This is a genomic window from Peribacillus sp. Bi96 (assembly GCF_918698115.1).
Taxonomy (GTDB): domain Bacteria; phylum Bacillota; class Bacilli; order Bacillales; family DSM-1321; genus Peribacillus.
Genome location: NZ_CAKKLV010000021.1, coordinates 20,327 through 40,834, shown reverse-complemented (window position 1 = coordinate 40,834; position 20,508 = coordinate 20,327). Strand labels below are relative to the sequence as shown.

Sequence of the window (20,508 nt, the reverse complement as noted above, 5' to 3'; positions counted from 1 at the left end):
TCAAAGACGACACATATATATGTCCATTATGTGCCGTCTTCTTTTCATTAACTTAAATTAGCAAGAATTTTTTCCGCCTTGGGCGAATTTTTCGAGCGTGAAGTCATTTATAAAAATTGACCAGCATCCATCTCAGTGGAACCTTTCCCCTTAACCTGCTTTAGCGTAGCTACTATAAGAAAGCTAACAATCACTAATAAGAGCCATGAACTTACCTTTCCAAGATGAACGAGACTCCAAGCGTCGGTTTGGTTTGGGTATTCCCAAGCTCTAAAGAACGTTGCGATATTTTCGGCTATCCAGATAAAAAATCCGATGAGCACAAAAGAAAGGGCGAGTGGCATACGGTAACGAGTACTAGCAACCTCGTATGTGACCCATGATTGCCAAAAGACGATAATGACAAGTCCAGATAACCACCAACGAACATCGATCCAATAATGGTGGATGAAAAAATTCAAATAAATCGCAGCGGCAAGAGGTACAACGACCAGAAACGGTGGCCACTTAAACAGTTCAACCTTTAACCTCCTCCACGCCTGGCAAAGATAACTCGCTACACTTGCGTACATGAATCCGCTATATAATGGCACTCCGAAAATTTTGAAATATCCTTCCTCTGGATAAGTCCAGGAGCCCATATGTACTTTGAAAAGTTCAAGAGCAAGTCCAATAAGGTGAAATAATGTGATAACCTTTAGTTCATCCCTTGTTTCAAGCCCAGAACGCACCATCCACCACTGCATCAGAAGGCAAATGATGAGCAGCCAGTCATACCGTGGTAGGAAAGGGAGCGGAATGAATTTTGTAAAAGCCAAAGAGGCAAAAATAACGACAGGAAACAAACATGATAGGGCCTGCTCCCAACCAAAACGAACGAGTTGTTTTAGTGCTCTCATGATATGTGCCTCCACTTTTGAATGGTTAAATTCATGAGTAACTCCCCTTTTATGAAATCTTTCTTTTCCGTTCAACTATTAATCTTCAGTGCTTTCATCATTTCGGTATTCTAAAATGTCTCCAGGTTGACATTCTAAAGCCTTACAAATCGCTTCTAAAGTTGATAATCGAATCGCTTTTGCCTTGCAGTTTTTCAATATGGAAAGGTTAGCCATCGTTATTCCAACCCTCTCAGAAAGTTCTGTAACACTCATTTTCCTTTTAGCAAGCATCACATCAATATTGATTATAATTGCCATGTTATTCACCTCAGACTATTAAGTCATTTTCTGATTTTATATCGATGGCTTCTTGTAAAAGCCTTTGAAGAACAGCAGCAAAGACTGCAATCACCATTGAAGCAAAAATGACGACCAATCCGATTAATATGATACCTGGGGCATCGTCCATCTCCGCTATCAGGTAAAAGAGCGGCATGCCTACCACATACAAGCCACTGATTGTGATGGCACAATTTTTTATAGTCTTTAAAGCTCTTACAGATAATTCCGAGAACGCTTTGTTCTTGTCAATATAGCTTAAAAGTTTAAAGGCTTGATATAGAGCAAAGTAAAATGGTATCGCCGATGCATACAAATCGATTAAAACGAGATATTTCAAATAAGCCATATCCGGATACAATTCTGCTGCAAACTTCGCTATCTCAGGCACCAAAAAGATGCACAAAGCAAGAACTGGCATTCCAATAAGAATAACAGCTATCTTTAAAAAGGTCGTTGACACTTGTTTCATAAAAAGCACCTCATTTAATTTTTATCAATTTGAATTTAACACATATTTTATCGTTTTACAATAAAACATTGTTGTTTTTTATTATATTATTATTGTTAAGGAAATATCCTTTTCATTTTAAAAAAACAAAAAAAGCGTTCCTCACTTACAAAGAAATGCTCGATAACTTTAAACATGCAATTTATTATAGGTTCAACCTGTCCCGTTACTTAAAGAACATGTATTCAAAATCCCTTCTGCTCCCCAGCAATCCGGCCCTTATCCTTCTTCCTCGATTTTCAAAGGTTTCAATGTTTTTTTCGGTCGGATTAAAACATGTTTCATAGGAAAAATAAAGGCATCCTAAAAATTCTCGTTTTATTTCAAACCACCTACCTCCTCAACTGAATATTTGGTATGATACATACGTTAAATAAATTAGTGAAGGTGATTTTACTTTGTCCGAAGAAATTCCAGAAGAAAAAAAGGAATATGACATCACAATCATTTATGATTACAAAAATCATCCTGACATTGTTAGTGGACGGTGTGACAATTGCGGGAAGGCTCAGTTCGAAAGTTCGGTAAAGGATTATGTATATATTCGTAAGTGCAGAGGGTGCGGTATGAAGAAGTCGATCTAGTTTGGTACATGACCCACTTCATTCCAAACGCTAAGGCGGATTTAGATTTGCATGTTACCTTCCAATGATAAAACAAAAAGGCCACCCATTGGAGGGCGGCCTTTTCGGGCTGACATGAGGTGCTCTTTCAATCGATAGGATGCGAGCCAAATCGATGTAACTAATACGACAGCATATGAAAAATTGCCCCTCCCTTATATCATCAAGATTTCCCTAATATCCTCTTCTGTAAGTGCAGATGACGGCTTATCTCCAGGGTCGATGATTTCTTCGATCAAATGCCTCTTTTTCTCTTGCAGCTCATTCATTTTTTCTTCGATTGTGCCCCGGGCAACAAGTTTGATGACCTGAACCACGTTCTTCTGCCCCATTCGATGAGCACGGTCTGCAGCCTGCTCCTCCACTGCCGGATTCCACCAAAGGTCATATAAAATGACTGTATCGGCACCCGTTAGATTGAGACCCGTACCGCCAGCTTTCAATGAAATCAGGAATACATCACGTTCTCCGGCATTAAACCGATTGCAGACTTCCACACGTTCCTTTGATGGTGTTTGTCCATCCAAGTAGAAAAAGGACTGTCCCTTACTAGCTAAATCTCTACCTATGATTTGCAGCATTTTTGTAAACTGCGAGAAAATCAATACGCGTCTTCCAGAAAGCTTTGATTCTTCAACAATTTGCATCAGTTGCTCATATTTCGCTGAGCTGCCTTTATAACCGTCCACAAACAAGGCGGGGTGACAGCAAATCTGCCGGAGCCGGGTCAAGCCAGCGAGGATCCTGATCCGATTTTTCCGAAGTGTATCCTTGTCAAGGTGCTTCAGTGTATCATGCCGCAGCTTCGCCAGATAGGCAGCATACAGTTTCTTCTGATCAGGAAGCAGTTCCATCGATTCCAGCGACTCGATTTTATCCGGAAGTTCGGATAGTACGTCCTCTTTCATCCTCCGCAGCAAAAATGGACGGATCCTACGGGAAATCTTCTTCCTAGAGAGGTTACTATACTCCTTTAACCCCATGAATAGTTCAGGAAAGACGACGTGGAAAAGGGACCACAGCTCTTCTAGTGAATTCTCTATAGGCGTACCCGTTAGCGCGAAGCGATGTGTCGCTTTTATCTTCTTGGCCGCTCGTGCCGTTTGTGTTACAGGGTTCTTAAAGGCTTGTGCCTCATCAAAAAACACCGTATGGAAGTCCCGTTTTTCAAACCACGAGATGTCCTTCCGGAGCAGCGGATAAGAGGTGATCACAGCATCCACTTCCATTGCTTCCTTCAGCAGCTTTGTCCTTTCTGACTTGTTGCCATCTACGACGACGGCTTGTATATCAGGAGCGAATTTAGTGAATTCGCTCAGCCAATTGTAGGTTAATGATGATGGACAGACAATCAGTGCCGGAAGCTTTTTCTTACGGATGTCAGGCAGCTCGGATAAAATGAACGTGATGCTTTGCAGTGTTTTCCCCAAGCCCATATCATCTGCAAGTATCCCGCCAAATCCGTACTCGGCAAGTATTTTCATCCATTTGTAGCCGTTTATTTGATAATCGCGCAATATCGGTTCTAGACTCCCTGGCACGATGAACTCCAAGCCGCTCGGATTCTTGATGTTTTCCAAGAACTGACGGAATGATTCCTCCATTGTGAATGTCTGGCTGTCATTAACGGAATCAAGGAGCTGCAGCCCTTTTACGATTGGCATGTTCAGCGTGCTTTCCAGGTCTTCATCCTGTACGGGCAGTGCATTCAGAAAACGATTGATTTCCTCGTATTCCCTTGTTTCAAGGGAGAGCAGCGATCCATTCCTTAAACGATAGTATTTCCTCTTTTCTTCAAGCGCTGCTAAGACCTCACGTATTTGTCTATCTGGGATATCATCTATCTCAAATTTGAATTCGAGCCAATTAGTCCGTTCTTTTTTAATTTTCACCCTAATGCGCGGTGCAGCATTCCCACGGGAAATCCGGTTTCTTACAGCGGTCGTGGCATAAATTTGTACAAGCTTCTGGAGTTTCGGAACGATGTGGTACAAAAACTCATACTCCAACTCTTCGTTATGCAAGAAATAGCCGCCGTCCGTCTTGGCAAACTGGCTATCCTCCATCAGCTGTAAAATCTCCGCCTCCTTCTCAACATCCCTTATAATCATGGAGACTGCCTTGGATTCCTGTTTTTCCAAAGGGTTGATCACGATATTTTCATAATGGAATTCCAGCCCCGCAAGCAGCCTGTTATTCACTCGATCCAAGTATAGCTTTGCAACCAGCGGTGTCTTCAAAAACAATTCGGTGATGGACCTTGCTATCTGGACTTCACCGAGTCTTTTCAAACCTGGTACCACTTTGTCCAGAAATAGTTCCAGCTGGTCATGATGGATTGGAATTTGATTCATCCCCGAATCCTCCATCATTTGCTTTAACTCTGAAAGGCGTTGGAAATCCTCATTTTCGAGCTGAACCAGTTTCCCTTCAAATAGAACCAATGTGTATGTATTCATGACAATCATCTCGTGCAACCTTTTAATTTTCAGTTGATAACCTTTGCCCTCGCTTTCGGTAAAGTCAAACTGTAAAGGAAGCGGTCCGTTTGCTAAACGAAAGCCATTGAATGTAAGGCCACCATAGGCAAGCTTCACCACTGGCGCTCTTTCAAGGATGGGTACAAGCTTTCGAAAAGAAGATGGAGGCAAAAGTAATAAGTGGTTGTCCAATGTATATTCAGATTTATCCGTCAGGGCGTCAACATAGACTTTTTCATCCGATATCACTGTAATGAGCTCCTGAAGCACAGAATCATTTTCATTCTGAAAACAATGCAATACAGGGTCATATATAAATGAAAGGGACACTTGGGCAGGCTTTCCTTCTTTAACTCGCTTCAGGAAATCTCGGACATTCGACACATTGAAAGAACCGATTTTCATTTCCAGTCCTAACATATATTGTTCCGTTCCCATCCAGACTGGTTTACACGTAAATTCTGCTTCAAGCATCTGCCTGTTTTCAAAGTGGCGCTGATGACCGCTTTTGCGTACAGGCTGATTATTGAAAAGGGTCAGTAAGCCCTCTGACAACTTCTTATTGGCTGAAGCATCAGAACCGGGTGCATGCAGGCCTTCAGGGATCGTTCCATCTTGCTGATGGTCGTAAACCGACAGCAGGACGGCTGCAATATGCTGGCAATCGCGATGGAAGGAAGCTAGCGTAGGACAGCTGCATTTTGTCTGAAAACCGCCGACAGCATCCTCCTCAATCGTGACATGGAAGTCTTCCTTGCCTTTAACCGTTGCTTCACAACCGTCAGGACGGTACCTTTCAAATGTCACTTTATTGGCACGATGAAAAGCTTCCCCTCTTTTGAACGAGACGGCCCCGCACATGTCTTTTATGATTTTTTGATTTATTTTGATATCCAAAATTGCCGTCCTCCTCCCGAGGTGTGGTTGTTGAGTGATTTTAAATTCCGCTGAAAAATAAGCTCATTTTATCATCATACTATGAAATGGGTTTACGGGGTTGTAAAAAAGCAAAAAGACAAACTCCCATATTCGGAGTTCATCTCTATTCCAGCAAGGGGAATTGCACCATCATTGTTGTCCTTTGGTGTTGCCTTTCTTTTTCTTTCGATAAAAGAAGCTGAACACAAGGAATACAAGAAGAATGAGAAAAAGGATGAGTTCAGCGGGGTCCTTCACCAAAAATGGGTTAAAGGCATGCTTTATTGAATTATCCAAATCAAATCCCAATAATATATCCATACCTAAAGATATGACCACTAAAGGGACTAGGATCAAAACTGTAATACCAAAGATTTTCATTTCTCATCAATTCCACCTTTTAGGAACTTATTTTGATGCTTGTCTTCCTTTTTTTCGATTCTTAAAAAAGGCAATGATCAAGAGAAGCAACGGGATGATCACCTGAAATGGGAGGTGGATGTATCTCGGTACGGCTCCTAGCCCTTCATGGATATGTTCCGTATAGCTGCTTGCCATAATAATCGAGATCAATAAAATGACTATGCCAACAGGGTAAGCAAGTCTGGAGGGCTGTTTAACATTGAAAACATTCGCTGTACCCGTTACTGCTACATAAGTAAATACACTTATCTTGATGAACCCGCCAATCATCAACAAAAACAAGAAGTACACATCGAGACGTTCAAGAATGCCAGCGACCTCTATTGACTGAATGAGGGTAAGAAGAGGGTATTGCGAACGTGTTGTAAGGTCCACACCAAGTACAGCAATATTCACAGCCATTATTATCGCGAGAAAAATACCGCTTGTCGCCAAGCTCCCTATCCCAATTTTTTTCAGTCGCTGAGGTTCATTCAAATAAGGAAAAATCATTAAAAACACTATGACTTCGCCAAATGGAAAGAATACGCTTTTAGTGAAACCCATTTTCATCAACTCTGTCCCGCTGATTTCAAAAATGGGTTTTAAGTTGTTTAAATGGATCATGCCTGAAGCAACAATCAGAAGCATGAAGGTCATTAAAAGTAAATTCTCCAAGACAAAGAATAGTTCCCCCGTCCTCGCCAATACTTCTATCCCTTTACGGACCGTATACACCACGACTAAAATGAATACAGCGTTCGCAAAAAACAACGGAACATGAGGATAGGCAAAAGTAAGCAGTGTATCTCCGAAATCCCTCAGCACCCTTGCAGCAAGATAGATGAAATAAAGGATGTATAGAAAAGCTACGATCCTGCCTAGAAAATTCCCCAATATCTGTTTTACAAACTCTGTTAACAGCTGATCAGGGTAGTATTGAAAAAGGCCATAATAAATGAAAAATAATAAAAATCCGCCTATCATCGCAATAAGGATGACTAGCCAAGCAGCCTGCTTGGCTTCACCTGCAAGCGGAACCAAAAGTGCACTGCCCATTTCAAACAGGAAAATAAGGACGAACAGCTGGTAACCGCTGATTTTTGCCTTTTCCATGAGGATGCCACTTCCTTTCCATTATTGATCTTTCTTTTTTAAATTTGAAAGAAATGGCTTATTACGTAATCCGGTACGGCGAATGAAAGTTTCTACCTGCACATCTACTTCCAGTTTAGGAAAAGTATCGTCGTCCCAGTTTTTCTCTAGTTTCTTCCATTCTTTCGGATGGGATTCGTGCATGAGCTCCCCAAAGCCAAAAATATCGGATTTATTTTTCTGTGCCCGAACGATCGCCACTTCCATCTCCTTCTTCACGTCTTTCGCTAACTTCTTTTCAAGATCTATCAGAACATGCGTATCGGTTAGATTCAAAGGAACATTCACCTCGCGGATATCGCCTTCTGCACGGACCTTTATCGATATTTTCGGTTTGCCGTTTACCAATTTTGCCCCGACGTTGGTTTTTTGGCGAATAACCTGATAGGTGATTGCGTCTTTTTTTCCCTCCCAATCAAGGTTTAAATTGGTACTTTCGATCCTATCCAATACCCACATTGATCCTATTGCCTTATCGCCATCCAGCCAGTCAATCAATTTCCCATCTTTAAAAACACCAATCCCTACTGCATTAGGGTTTGCCTCAATATCCGAGGACATGGTATTCTCCATACTATCCTCTTTACCTGTGTTTCCTTTCACGGTAAAACCACTTATTATCGGTTCTTTTCCGGTACTAAGCAGATTCTTGATCACTTCTTGGAGATTGATGCTAATATTTTTCCCCTGGGTTTTTTCAGTGGTTTCAATCGTTTTAATGACTTTCTCAGCAGATACCTTATCGATTGCGGTTAACGTTTCGACAATATCCCTTGCTTTCACACCCCGGGCAATCACGATCCTCGTAGTTGCCCTGAATTCCGGTGAGCGCTCAAATGCGTCGAAAATATCGTTGAGGCCCTCTTCTTTTGCTAGTTCCTCACCTATGACAACCAGGTTGGCATGGGCAAAATACATATCTCGTGAAATCTTGGTTGAAGCGAGACTATCCAGTTCAAGCACATTATCTCCGGTGGCCCTATAAATGGATATCGGTGGATTTGTTCCGCCGCCGCCCTGAAGAGCTCCCGCTACATTGCCTGGATTAATGATTTGGAACGTTCCCACTAACTTTCCTTCTTTATTTCTATCGAGTCCAACCGCCGAGACGATGGCCATTTCGTTTAACTCTGTTTTATCCCAACAGCCAGTAGTAAATAGGGTGGCGATCAACATCATCAAGAGCGGAACTAATCTTTTACGATTCATTGCCTTCACCTTTTTTCTCGTCAGAAGTTTTCATTCCGCGCGATTCAGGAGGCAGGGGTCTTTGATTATCGCCTTCCCTTATCAGATTATTTTCGTTGGCTAAAAATTTTGGCCTTTCCTTGAAGGCCCACATAGGTCTTCTGAAGAATGTGTCGCCCAGCCCTTCAGGATTCAGAGGGGCGAGCGGTGTCATATAAGGAACTCCAAGTGAACGCAGGCTGCATAAATGGACAATAAGGACGATAAAGGCTAAAATCATCCCATAAAAGCCTAATGTGCCGGCACAAATGATGAATCCGAACCTCACAATGCGGGCAGAAATCGCTATGGAATAAGAAGGGGTTGCAAAACTGGCAATCGCCGTGATCGAGACGATGATGACCATTGCCGGCGATACGATACCGGCCTGGACAGCCGCCTGCCCGATGACCAATGCTCCGACAATGGACATGGTCGAACCAACAGCCTTTGGCATCCGAAGACTTGCTTCCCGTAATATTTCAAAGGTCATTTCCATGAGAAGCGCTTCAACGACGGCAGGCAAAGGAACCGTTTCCCTTTGGGCCGCTACAATGACCAGCAACTTCGTTGGGATCATTTCCTGATGAAAAGTCGTGGCTGCAACATAGAGAGCCGGTCCGACTATAGAAATAATGAAAACGATGATCCGTAAAAAACGTGTGGCAGAAGCAATGTCGAAGCGATTATAGTAGTCTTCGACAGATTGAAAAAACTGTACGAATATTGCCGGGGCCACCAAGACGAAAGGCGTTCCATTAACGAATATCGCCACTCTTCCTTCCAGAAGATTTCCTGCGACCATATCAGGTCTTTCCGTATGGTTAAGGGTTGGGAATGGGGTCATGACCTGGTCTTCTATCAATTGTTCAATATATCCTGATTCAAGAATGCTATCGATGTTAATTCGATTTAAGCGCTTCTTGACCTCCTCGACAATCCCTTCCTTGACAATTCCATTTATATACATGATGGAAACGTCCGTTTTTGTCACCGTGCCTATTTTCATCGACTCAATCCATAAATTCGGACTGTTGATGATGCGGCGTAACATGGCAATGTTCGTTGCATTCGATTCCGTAAACCCTTCTCTTGATCCCCGGACAGTCAAATGGGTGCTCGGTTCCTGAATAGAACGACGTTCTCCCCCTTTTGTACTGGCTACCAAAGCGATGTTTATCCCGTCAACGAATATGATGCTGTCCCCTGATAATAAGGACAAAAATAGTTTTTCCCAGTCCTTGACCGTTTCTACCCCACCGAGAGAAACCACTTCTTCAGAAATGACATCCAATGCTTCTTGCGGAAGGATTTTTTCTGATAGATGAGGATTTTTCATGATGGATTCAATTAAAAAGTCCGTAACGCTTGGATTATCAATCAGACCCTGTACATACAAAATAGTTGTTTTTATCTCCGGATTTTGGCCGATTTTCAACGTTCGGATAATGATGTCCGGACTGTTTCCCGTCTTTTTCTTCACTTTTTCCAGATTGGCTGAAATGGAACTATCAATATAATCAGGCGTTTTGCTTTTGGATTGACCTGTATCTTCCTTTTTCTTTTCACGTTGCTTCACTTGTCTCTTTTGTTTGAAAAAAGAAGCCATAGCACCGAACCTCATTCCTTTTTCGTTTCACTCATTTTATCCAAAGCATATCCCCTTTATTCTAGAGTCCATCCTTATTCATCACATAAGAAAAAGGCTGTCACGGTGACAGCCTTCAAAGGTTAAATTCGGTTATGTAGGGAAAGTAGCATTCGTACGTCCCAATCAACTAACCTAAGATTATTTCACTTTGTCTTTATTCCTTCTAAAAATCAAAACAACGAAAAGTATGAATAGCAATGCCAATATTGCATAAACGATGTTTGAATAAATGTCCATATACCCTACGATATCTTCCCAAGAAGACCCAACAGCTGCCCCGATATTAACTAAAATAATGTTCCATATTAACGTTCCGGATGTCGTGTATAGCAAAAATAGCCAAAAGCTCATATGCGACATGCCTGCTGGAATCGAGATCAAGCTTCTGATCAGCGGAACGAGTCTGCAGAAAAACACGGTCCATGCACCGTACTTATCGAACCATGAATTCGCCTTATGGACGTCCGATACCGTTAACCTGAAAATGTGCCCCCATCTATCCACGAACTTTTCAATTATTTTTACATCAATCAGTAATCCAATCCCATATAGGGCGACTGCCCCTGCCACTGACCCCAGAGTCGAAGCGATCACGACGCCGGTAATCGTCATATTCGCGGTTGTCGTCATGAAACCGCCAAAGGTTAGAATGACCTCTGAAGGGATTGGAGGGAAAATATTCTCCAATGCTATTAATAGAAAAATTCCGATATACCCAAAATCATTCATGAATTCCGTAATCCAGTTTTCCATTTAACACGCTCCTAACTGTATTGAACACCTGCTGATTAACTGCTTACCTTGTAATATAATATCTGCATCTCTATTAAATATCTTTGTTCTTCCGACGTTCCTGATGCTTTTGGAAAAACCAAATGGAAACCGCAATCCAAAATCCACCCGCAAAATATCCAGCGATGATATCACTAGGATAATGAACCCCCAAGTATATCCGACTTATTCCTATTGAGAGGATCATCATCGTGCTGAACAAAATCAATAGAATCCTTCCCCACCTAGCCGTTATGTGCCGCCATAGCAGAAATGTGAGTATACCGTATAAAGAGAAAGCATTCATGGCATGTCCACTAGGGAAACTGTAACCCCCTATATCGATGAGACGATGTAAATCGGGCCGGGCGCGTTGAAAGAAAAGTTTAACCATCAAATTGAGGAGAGGTGAGCCAACCATGACAACACAGAATAAGACTAGTTCCAATCGATGCTTCAATACCTTATATAAGAAAAACAAAATGAACAAAGAAAGAATGATCAAGGAAGCGGTAGAACCTATGGATGTAAAGAACTTCATGATGGTCGTTAATAAGGGTGACTCCAATCCTTGTACAAAGGAAATCACCTCGCGATCAAATTTCAGGTATTCATGCGCACTGATGGTAAATGCCATGAAACTGAACCCGATTAAAGAAAACACACTTATAATAAAGGCAATGGTTAATTGTAGCTTTAAATTCATAATAACATCCTTTCACTTTTGAAAACCGCTTCATATGGAAATTTCGATTTTATCCTATCTTCTTCATTTCAGGGTGTATGTAAATGCTTCATCGCCCGCCGCCCTCACCCAGAGAACATAGCACAAATCTTCCACTTTTCCATACTACTCTATTCGTCATTGTCACCTCAACTTCAGGTTACTATAGATTCATTGTCGAATGGTTCAGGGAGTGGCAGGAACATCCATTTGATTCATACCATTCAGCATGTTTGCCAAGCGTCCCTACAAAAACGAAAAAAACCTTATGCAGGTTAGTGCACAAGGTTTTATCGTTTTTTACATACGGCATGCCTTTAGCGGTAGTGATATCAATGTTTGCCCGGTCGCTGAATCGGTAAGATTCTCTTCTAACTGGAACGATGGCACCGCTTCAATATGCTTGAATTTCTTCAGGAATGTAGTAAGCGCAATCTTTGCTTCCAGTCTGGCAAGCGGCGCCCCCAGGCAGAAATGTGGACCATTTCCGAAGGTTAGATGTTTCTTATTATTAGGACGGTGGATATTAAGGGTGAAGGGATCTTCGAACATCTCTTCGTCCAAATTAGCTGCGCTCATCCAAACAACCACGCTATCCCCTTTTTTCAATTCCACTCCCAATAGATCGTTATCTTCCTGTACGGTGCGATCCAATTTAATAAGATTGAATCGAAAACGTAGCATTTCTTCGACCGCCTGCGGAACCAAATCCAGGTTTTCATGTAACTCTTGATAAACTTCTTTGTCATCATATAGCAGGGAATAAAAGCTATTGGCCAGTAAATGACTGGTGGTCTCGACCCCTGCTCCTAAAATCAGCATGGTCGTCCGGACAACCTCATCATCCGTAAACATTTCCCCATCCACTTCTGACTTCAATAGATCTGAGATGATATCATCTGCCGGATTTAATCGTTTTTGCACAACAATTGGATACAAATACTGATAGTATTCTTTTGCTGCCACTTGCTTCAATTCATTTACTTCTTCTTGTTTTTCTTTATCAAAAGGAAGGAATAAGATATCTACCCATTTCTTAAACAATAAACGATCTTTCGAGGGAACGCCCATCAAATCCGACATGACAATGATCGGAAGCGGACTCGCCAATGATTGCACAATATCGATTTCCTTTTCCTCATCCATTTGTCCAATCAATTCATCTGCAATTTCCTGAATGCGAGGTTCCCAGTTTTGAAGACTTCTAGGTGTGAATGCTGCGGCCAGCAGTGAACGGCGTTTTCTATGGTCAGGTGGATCAGCTTCAGTGATTTGGATCTTTTCAGGAATAGAACCTTCATCACTATCCGCTCCAACCGATATAGTAGTCCGTTTCCGAACACTTGAAAAATGTTTATAATCACTGAGAACCCGCTTCACATCTTCATATTTAAAAACATTCCACGTATCCGTTCCTTCGTGATAACTCACGGGGTCATTTTGTAACATCCGTTTACACCAAGCGTATGGACTAAATTCCTCCACCCGTGTTTTAAAATTAGTAATTTCTTTTACTGCAATAACTTCTTTCATGATACCGACTCCTCCCACTTCTCAAAGATACCTAACACCATCTCCGTCGATCTGTTATAGGGTCGAGCATACCCGATAGACTTTTTCACCAAATCCTAAAATACACAACTATTCCATTATAGGGTAAAAATCCGCAACAGACCATGCATCTTCCATACCAGCAACCCAACATGAAATTTGCCCCATAAATGGACCGTATCCCATCAACCCTATGTAAAACTGCTTATTTTTTACAATTCCCTTTCTTTTTCTATTTTTTTATGTCTTTCAATTGATGCTTAAAATCCAATCTTCTTTTTCAATTCAGAGACAGGGCTTTCCAACAAGTTATTTTAGTATAGTTTTTTTACCTCAACTTCCTAGAAAAACGGCTGCACATACAGCCGTCATTTTGTAAACAATACGAGTTCTATCTAACTGTTAAAACAAAGTTGATTGGAATGGAAGGTACGAGACTCCTGCAATGGTGGAGAGTTATGAGTAAAAGTCAAAGGCCTCACTTGGGTTCGTTCCAAACTTTAAATAGTCTACAATACTGTCTTTCTCTTATATGACTGAATGCGAGATACTAACAATAAAAAAACCGATAGCAACTTTGCTATCGGCCGAGCGTTTATGCTTCTATTTGTTCGTTGTCAGAATCATCTTGAGGCACAATTAATTCATTATAAAATGCGGCCAGTGTTGTTCCGATATAAGGAATCAACCATAGTAAGCCAATTCCCAGCGTGAACATACAAAGAATGCCCCAACCTATGAAGCTTAGATTCAAAAGGAAATACTTCCATTTCAAACCTTTCATTCTTTTTCTGCTTTCAGTAATGGCTTCAAGCACGGTGTATTCTGGATGATCCCTCAATAAGAAAAACATCTGCGAATAGGCCAAGCTTTTGATGATACCCGGAATGATTAATAATAATGACCATAAAAATATGAAAATAGCTTGTAAAATCGATCCCCCAATCAGCTTAAAAGAGGTTTTTCCGTCCTTATAGATCGCGAATACCTCTGTAATTTCAGGATTTCCTTCCCTGACCAAATTCAGGTAAAACCACGTGGTTGCTATAGTCAACGGAATTAATACGATGGAAAGTACCGTTCCGAAAATATTAGACCATAACGGTGTTTCATCCTCCATGAACCATTGTGTAAACCCACCGCTTGCGATCACTTCAATGATTAAAGGTAAAATGACATTGATCAAAAACAAGAGCAGCATAAGCGAAACGGCTACACCCCATTTACCTTTTAACGAATGAAGGGCTTTCCTTTTTATCTCTGAGATTCTCATACTATAATTTAACTCCCCTTTTTTAAATGGATGAATTCAGAATATTTCCATATTCATTTAAATATGGATGAATTCAGAAAATCCACTATTTATTTGATATTTAAATCTCATGTTGTATTTTAACATAATATTACTAGGCGTGGGCTTATTTTCCTAGAATGCCCACACAAAACATCTTTAAAGCAATAGAATCTTTGTTTCAAGCAACCAATGATCACCTCCCATCAGTGCAATGAATAATTCTTTGCTTGTTTGTATCCCCTAATAGTTTATGAAAGGGCATATGACAATATGCCAGCTATTACTTCAGTCACAATGCTCTCCCAAACTTTTAACAATGCCAAAAATGTTAATTGAAACCATCGCTCACTCAAAGTGAACACCGCAGATAAACGCGCTATAAATCTAGTTAGAATTCCTTTCAAATAAAAAACACCTTCGTTGAATGTACAATGATGAAAAGTACGTGCAGCAAAGGTGTTTTTTAATCATAATGCAAGGAATCCTCTGTTCAATATTCATGCATCCAATTCCTTTTATTTTGCTATTTATTTCATTATCTCCAATAGTCTTTATTATGAGTTTACTTCACCATCAATAATTGTCATTTCAACTTTTGTCCGTAATAGATCGTCCGGATTTTCCATTGAAAAAAGATCGTTCGAGTAGACCGTCATATCTGCTAATTTCCCTCTCGTTATTGTCCCCTTTAGATGTTCTTCATTTGTTGCATATGCCCCGCCAATCGTAAACAACCTAATAGCATCCATCATGGATATCTTTTCATTTTCATTCCATCCTCCTTTGGACTGTGAAGGGTCTCTTCTAGTAATCGATGCATGAATGCCGAGTAGTGGATTAACAGGTTCAACTGGCGCATCTGATCCGCCTGCACACAACACACCAGAAGAAAGCAGCGTTTTCCAAGCATATAGATTCGCTTCACGTTTCTCACCGATTCTTTCTTTCACCCAGGGGTAATCACTAACTACAAATCTTGGTTGTATGTCTGCAATCCTGCTAGGATCCGACAGTCTCTGAATTAAATCCTTACGAATGACGGACAAATGGATTAATCGATCACGATACTTTACTTTTGGAAGTTGTTCAAGTACTTCTAAAATATTTTCCAAGGCTTGATCACCAATTGTATGCATGGCAATTGGCATCTTGTGATTTCTTACCTCTTTTACCATATTGTAAAGGGTGGCTTGATCATGCATCGCCTCCCCATATACTCCCGGTGCATCATTATAAGGTTCAGAAAGCAAGGCGGTTCTTCTCCCTAAAGCTCCATCTGCAAACATTTTGATTGCCCCTATTTGCAACTTCTCATTTCCATAACCCGTATACATCCCCCTTTCTTTCAATTGGTCAAGAAACGGATAGTCTATAAGGAGATTGCACCGCAATCCTTTTCTTTCTTGATTTATTAACTCATCATATATCTTATATGTCTGATCCAAACCGCCAATATATAAAGGATCATTTGTATGTACACTTGTTAAACCGTTTTTCACAGCATATTTCATCGCTAGCTCCTGCCCGCATTTTAATTCCTCATACGTTTTTCCAGGAATAGAGGCCGTAATAAGATTTGAGGCTGATTCAAGAAGTAATCCAGTAGGATTTTTTTTATGATCCAAAACAACGCTTCCTCCCAGCGGAACCTCGATTGCTGAATGATAGCCGCTCATTTCCAGGGCTTTGCTATTTACTAAAAAAGCATGGTGACATATCCTTTTCAAAAATACAGGACAATGCGGTGCTACAAAATCTAATTCAGCCATAGTCGGAATCATACTTTTGTCATCAAATAAATTCTCATCCCATCCCATTCCAAGTAACCATTTTCCGGGGGAAAGCGTCATTGCCTTTACTTTTATCTTATCTAACATTTCTCTTTTAGATGTAACACCATTTAAATTAAGATCTAAAAAATTGAAAGCAACACCTGAAAGATGAAGGTGGCTATCTATCAGTCCAGGAGTAGCCGTCTTTCCTTGTAAATCAATGATGTTTGTCTCTGCCCTGCCCCATTGCAATACCATTTCTTTGTGAGAGCCGACATCTACAAACCTTCCGTTCTCAACTACTACCGTTTCAACCTTAGGGTGGTTTACATCTAGTGTATAAATCTTTCCATTCGTATAAATGGTCTTTGTCATAGAAGCCCTCCATTATTTACTTGTCCATCGCAACTTTCTTAATATGCTAAGTTACCGCCTTATGTATTGCATATTTTATCTAATAACTTTAGACCTATCAAAAAGTAAAAGGCGGAATTCCCCCTTTTGACCCTATTAGAATTTAACAAAAATGATTATTCCCCATCTATCAAACATGTCCATATTTCATTCAACCAAAACCATTAACAACCAAACCCACTAGCATCAGAGGCCCTTCAGACCATGGCACAAGTCCGATCGTCGGAGGAAATATCAGGTCTGTCACGCACTATGTTGTTTGTATTCATCCTTTCACCTCTTTTTTTAACATGTATCATTCATTGAAACCCGTCGATGAAATACCGTAGTAGGTTCCTTCGCCCTTTATATTTATCATTGCAATTCCTCTGCCAATTTTAACGATATTTTAATTATTTCTTTAAAGAAATGAAGGTACTGCCTAAAAAACACTGCACGCAAGGCATAAAGGGTCCCCATTCTATTAACCAGAAAGAATGGGGACCCCTTTATTATGATAGGAATTTTACAAATCCATTGATAGAAGGGATGAAATTTTTCCCTCCTAAAGTGAAAATTTTTTTACCGTAATTTATGTTTTTCCATCTTGTATTTTAATAATTGTTTTGATATGCCCAACTGTCTGGCAGATTCAGCAATTTTTCCATCCGAATTTTTCAATTGACGTACAATGATTTTTTTTTCATATTCCTGAACTGCATCTTTTAAAGAATCAACATTCAGACTCTTAACGTAAGCCATTGGAGCCTCTTCATAATCCCTGATTCTTCCTGGAATATCATCCAAAGTGATTCGATTGGACTGAACATGATTATATGCCGTTTCCACAGCGTTCTTCAACTCACGGATATTGCCTGGCCATGGGTACCTTTTGAAACAATCCAGCACGTCATCTTGAACACCATTAATATATATATTCATCGCATTGTTATAAAAATTCAGATAATGGTCAACAAGGACTTCTATATCCTCTTTTCTTTCCATTAAGCTTGGCAGGTCAATTTGCACAACCCCAATCCGATAAAATAGATCTTCCCGCAACCGTTTCTCCGCAAGTAATATATCCGGAACCTCATTCGTTGCTGAAATCACCCTTATGTCCAAGTGGATATTTTTCTTACCGCCCACTCTCCTGATTGTTTTTTCTTCAATGGCCTTTAGAAGGTTCATATCCAAGGAGTTGATTTCATCCAAGAATAAAGTTCCGCCATCCGCCTGTTCAAATAGCCCCGGCATGTCTTCCGCCCCAGTGAAGCTCCCTTTATTCGTGCCAAACAACGTACTTTCCCATAAACTAGAAGGAACTGCACTGCAGTTAAGTGAAATAAAGGGCTTTCCAAATCGATCGCTTAAATTATGGATGGCCTGGGCGATAAGTTCTTTCCCTGTACCCGTTTCCCCAACGATATCAGGACATTCGAGGTCGTTAGAGCAATTCTTCCAAGTTTATTTTTTATGCTTTCCATTTTAGGATTAACCGTGATAATATCATCGACTGTATAGACCGTATTATTTCTTCTGAAGATCTTATGGCTCGAGTATTTGTCCAAGTATTGGATGGCATCCTTTGAAAAGAAGCGTTTGGAGAATTCAACGGCCCCAATGATTTTATCGTTTTCGGCAATCGGAAATGTGGAATTGATCGTTTCAATGACCTCTCCCGTTTTAGTGATCATTTTTTGTTTTAAGTTACATAACGGTTTTCCCGTCCTTAACACATTCATCAACGTACTGTTTTCGTAGGTGATGTTTTTATAAAAGGAAGTCACATTCTTCCCCATGAATTCCTCCGGCCTTATCCCTAGCTCTTTAAGAACATTTAAATCTGCCATATCATAAAAAATGATCATCCCTTTGTCATCAACAACCAAAACATTATCAAAATCGGCTAACCGCCTGAATTTATCAGCATTCATATTCACCCTTCTGAGCCTCCTATCACTTTACGTATTTCAAAGCCAGAGTAGTCCCGTCGATTAGTCATACACTTTCAGCTGCTTAATTGGAACGGCCTGGCTTACTCATGAGAATAGTAGGGAACCGCGAAAAAGGCACAAAGGTGCATAGCCCAATTCATTCTATTTTACCATGAAACAGAGCGCCTTTTCTTTTCAAACTTTTTCCTGGTACTCTCGTTTCCCCATTCAAACAGCAAAAAAAAGAGCATCCCAAAAGCAGAATAGCCTCCGCATTTGGAACACCCTCTTTTCTATAATCAATCAGAGCCAGTTATAACAAAATCGTCTTGGAGCAAAGCTAAAGGGAGCTTTCTATTTATAGGATCCCCTGCCGTGACATTAATTTCAGTAATGTGACCACTGGCACCTATTGAAACATCAATCAACTTCCCATCTTCTGTTTTTACTAAAAAGAGCCTCTCCCATTCATAAACATAGGAATTCTTTTGAACGTAAACTTGTTCGATGGTCCCATCATGAGCACACTCGATGGCATGAATCGGTTTTAACACGGAATCACTCCTCCACTCCCCATTATTTGGCTAAAGCTTATACCCAGCCACGGAATATCGAGGCTTCTGCCATTTTTCTGACACCCACCATATATGCCGCAAGCCTCATGTTCACATTTCTTGTCTCTGCCATATCATAGACTTGATTAAATGAGCTGACCAATAACGCTTTTAATTTGGCTTGGACTTCTTCATCTTCCCAGTAATAACCCTGGTTATTCTGAACCCATTCAAAGTAAGAAACAGTCACACCGCCTGAACTTGCCAATACATCTGGAACAAGAAGCACATTGCGTTCCGTCAAGATCTTGGTTGCCTCTAAAGTAGTTGGTCCATTCGCTGCCTCCACGACAATTTCGGCTTTGATAAGATGTGCATTTTCTTTGGTGATTTGATTGGAAATTGCGGCAGGCACTAAAATATCACAATCTAGTTCCAAAAGCTCTTGATTGGTGATTTTGTTTTCGAATAGTGTCGTAACCGTTCCAAAGCTATCCCTTTTATCAAGTAAGTAATTGATATCAAGGCCATCCGGGTTATATATGGCACCATATGCATCCGAAATGCCAATCACTTTCGCACCTGCATCATGCATGAATTTGGCTAAAAAGCTTCCTGCATTCCCAAATCCTTGGACGATGATCCGTGCACCTTTTAGTTCTATGCCTTTACGCTTTGCCGCTTCCTCGATACAAATCGTGACACCTTGTGCAGTTGCCTTTTCCCTACCGTGTGAACCGCCAAGTACCAGTGGTTTACCTGTAATGAAACCAGGAGAATCGTATTCTCTTATTCTACTGTATTCATCCATCATCCATGCCATGATTTGAGAATTTGTATAAACATCCGGGGCCGGAATATCTTTAGTCGGCCCCACTATTTGGCTAATCGCACGGACATACCCGCGGCTAAGCCTTTCTAATTCACCCATGGACATTTGGCGCGGGTCACAGATAATGCCACCTTTTCCTCCGCCATATGGCAGATTCACAATCCCACATTTTAAACTCATCCACATCGAAAGTGCCTTTACTTCTTCCTCATCGACTTCAGGGTGAAAGCGGATTCCGCCTTTTGTAGGACCCACAGCATCATTGTGCTGGGCTCGATATCCAGTGAATATCTTCGTCGTATTGTCATCCATTTTAATTGGAATCCGGACGGTCAGCATGCGAAGAGGTTCTTTCAAAAGCTCGAACACTTCTTCAGAATAACCAAGCTTATCCAGCGCCTCCTTGATGACGATCTGTGTTGATTCAAGCAAGCTGGCAGTTTCTTTTTCTTCTTTGATTGTTGTACTCAATGGAATTCACCTCATAGGGATA

18 protein-coding genes are annotated in these 20,508 nt (G+C 40.9%); 1 reads left to right on the top strand and 17 read right to left on the bottom strand.

Translation table 11 applies throughout. The annotated features are described in order from the left end of the window. Positions 1 to 107: 107 nt before the first annotated feature. The 3 genes from LQ203_RS21075 to LQ203_RS21065 all read right to left on the bottom strand — a co-directional run bounded on the left by LQ203_RS21075 (position 108) and on the right by LQ203_RS21065 (position 1,692). Positions 108 to 899: a DUF817 domain-containing protein gene (locus LQ203_RS21075; protein ID WP_230161039.1), complete on the bottom strand. Its 792-nt coding sequence runs from the start codon at positions 897 to 899 to the stop codon at positions 108 to 110. 78 nt (positions 900 to 977) lie between these two features. Then, positions 978 to 1,199 (bottom strand): helix-turn-helix transcriptional regulator, encoded by a 222-nt coding sequence (locus LQ203_RS21070; protein ID WP_230161037.1) that lies wholly within the window; start codon positions 1,197 to 1,199, stop codon positions 978 to 980. A gap of 10 nt (positions 1,200 to 1,209) precedes the next feature. Beyond that, a complete protein-coding gene (locus LQ203_RS21065; protein ID WP_230161035.1) occupies positions 1,210 to 1,692 on the bottom strand; it encodes a DUF2975 domain-containing protein in 483 nt (160 codons plus the stop codon). A 437-nt stretch (positions 1,693 to 2,129) separates the two neighbouring features. Here LQ203_RS21065 and LQ203_RS21060 point away from each other — a divergent pair, with 437 nt between their 5' ends. Beyond that, a complete protein-coding gene (locus LQ203_RS21060) occupies positions 2,130 to 2,315 on the top strand; it encodes a hypothetical protein (RefSeq protein WP_230161032.1) in 186 nt (61 codons plus the stop codon). 194 nt (positions 2,316 to 2,509) lie between these two features. Here the strand turns inward: LQ203_RS21060 and LQ203_RS21055 are convergent, their stop codons facing one another. The 14 genes from LQ203_RS21055 to LQ203_RS20990 all read right to left on the bottom strand — a co-directional run bounded on the left by LQ203_RS21055 (position 2,510) and on the right by LQ203_RS20990 (position 20,486). Continuing rightward, on the bottom strand, positions 2,510 to 5,731 hold the full coding sequence (locus LQ203_RS21055) for a DEAD/DEAH box helicase (protein ID WP_230161030.1): 3,222 nt from the start codon (positions 5,729 to 5,731) through the stop codon (positions 2,510 to 2,512). Between the two features lie 171 nt (positions 5,732 to 5,902). Then, entirely contained in the window at positions 5,903 to 6,133 is a 231-nt protein-coding gene (locus LQ203_RS21050; protein ID WP_230161028.1) for a hypothetical protein, read from the bottom strand. A gap of 27 nt (positions 6,134 to 6,160) precedes the next feature. After that, complete coding sequence (locus LQ203_RS21045) at positions 6,161 to 7,270, bottom strand: GerAB/ArcD/ProY family transporter (RefSeq protein WP_230161026.1); 1,110 nt, start codon at positions 7,268 to 7,270, stop codon at positions 6,161 to 6,163. Between the two features lie 21 nt (positions 7,271 to 7,291). Continuing rightward, positions 7,292 to 8,518 carry a Ger(x)C family spore germination protein gene (locus tag LQ203_RS21040; RefSeq protein ID WP_230161024.1) on the bottom strand — a complete coding sequence of 409 codons (1,227 nt, stop codon included), beginning with the start codon at positions 8,516 to 8,518 and terminating at the stop codon, positions 7,292 to 7,294. Continuing rightward, the gene (locus LQ203_RS21035; protein ID WP_230161022.1) at positions 8,508 to 10,145 is read right to left on the bottom strand and encodes a spore germination protein; all 1,638 of its coding nucleotides are present in this window, start codon (positions 10,143 to 10,145) and stop codon (positions 8,508 to 8,510) included. The genes LQ203_RS21040 and LQ203_RS21035 overlap by 11 nt, the downstream gene beginning before the upstream one ends. Positions 10,146 to 10,325: 180 nt before the next feature. After that, positions 10,326 to 10,940 carry a DedA family protein gene (locus LQ203_RS21030; protein ID WP_230161020.1) on the bottom strand — a complete coding sequence of 205 codons (615 nt, stop codon included), beginning with the start codon at positions 10,938 to 10,940 and terminating at the stop codon, positions 10,326 to 10,328. A 73-nt stretch (positions 10,941 to 11,013) separates the two neighbouring features. Continuing rightward, on the bottom strand, positions 11,014 to 11,664 hold the full coding sequence (locus LQ203_RS21025) for a phosphatase PAP2 family protein (RefSeq protein WP_230161018.1): 651 nt from the start codon (positions 11,662 to 11,664) through the stop codon (positions 11,014 to 11,016). A 318-nt stretch (positions 11,665 to 11,982) separates the two neighbouring features. After that, a complete protein-coding gene (locus LQ203_RS21020) occupies positions 11,983 to 13,218 on the bottom strand; it encodes a cytochrome P450 (protein ID WP_230161138.1) in 1,236 nt (411 codons plus the stop codon). 610 nt (positions 13,219 to 13,828) lie between these two features. Then, positions 13,829 to 14,506, bottom strand: coding sequence for a DUF975 family protein (locus LQ203_RS21015; protein ID WP_230161016.1), 678 nt, complete (start codon positions 14,504 to 14,506; stop codon positions 13,829 to 13,831). A 575-nt stretch (positions 14,507 to 15,081) separates the two neighbouring features. Beyond that, a complete protein-coding gene (locus LQ203_RS21010; protein ID WP_230161014.1) occupies positions 15,082 to 16,674 on the bottom strand; it encodes an amidohydrolase in 1,593 nt (530 codons plus the stop codon). A gap of 600 nt (positions 16,675 to 17,274) precedes the next feature. After that, on the bottom strand, positions 17,275 to 18,075 hold the full coding sequence (locus tag LQ203_RS21005) for a sigma 54-interacting transcriptional regulator (protein ID WP_230161135.1): 801 nt from the start codon (positions 18,073 to 18,075) through the stop codon (positions 17,275 to 17,277). Further along, on the bottom strand, positions 18,063 to 18,635 hold the full coding sequence (locus tag LQ203_RS21000; RefSeq protein WP_230161012.1) for a hypothetical protein: 573 nt from the start codon (positions 18,633 to 18,635) through the stop codon (positions 18,063 to 18,065). Before LQ203_RS21000 ends, LQ203_RS21005 begins: the two co-directional genes overlap by 13 nt. A gap of 293 nt (positions 18,636 to 18,928) precedes the next feature. Further along, positions 18,929 to 19,183 (bottom strand): hypothetical protein, encoded by a 255-nt coding sequence (locus tag LQ203_RS20995; RefSeq protein WP_230161010.1) that lies wholly within the window; start codon positions 19,181 to 19,183, stop codon positions 18,929 to 18,931. Positions 19,184 to 19,220: 37 nt separating this feature from the next. Then, a complete protein-coding gene (locus tag LQ203_RS20990; protein ID WP_230161008.1) occupies positions 19,221 to 20,486 on the bottom strand; it encodes a Glu/Leu/Phe/Val dehydrogenase in 1,266 nt (421 codons plus the stop codon). Positions 20,487 to 20,508 lie beyond the last annotated feature (22 nt).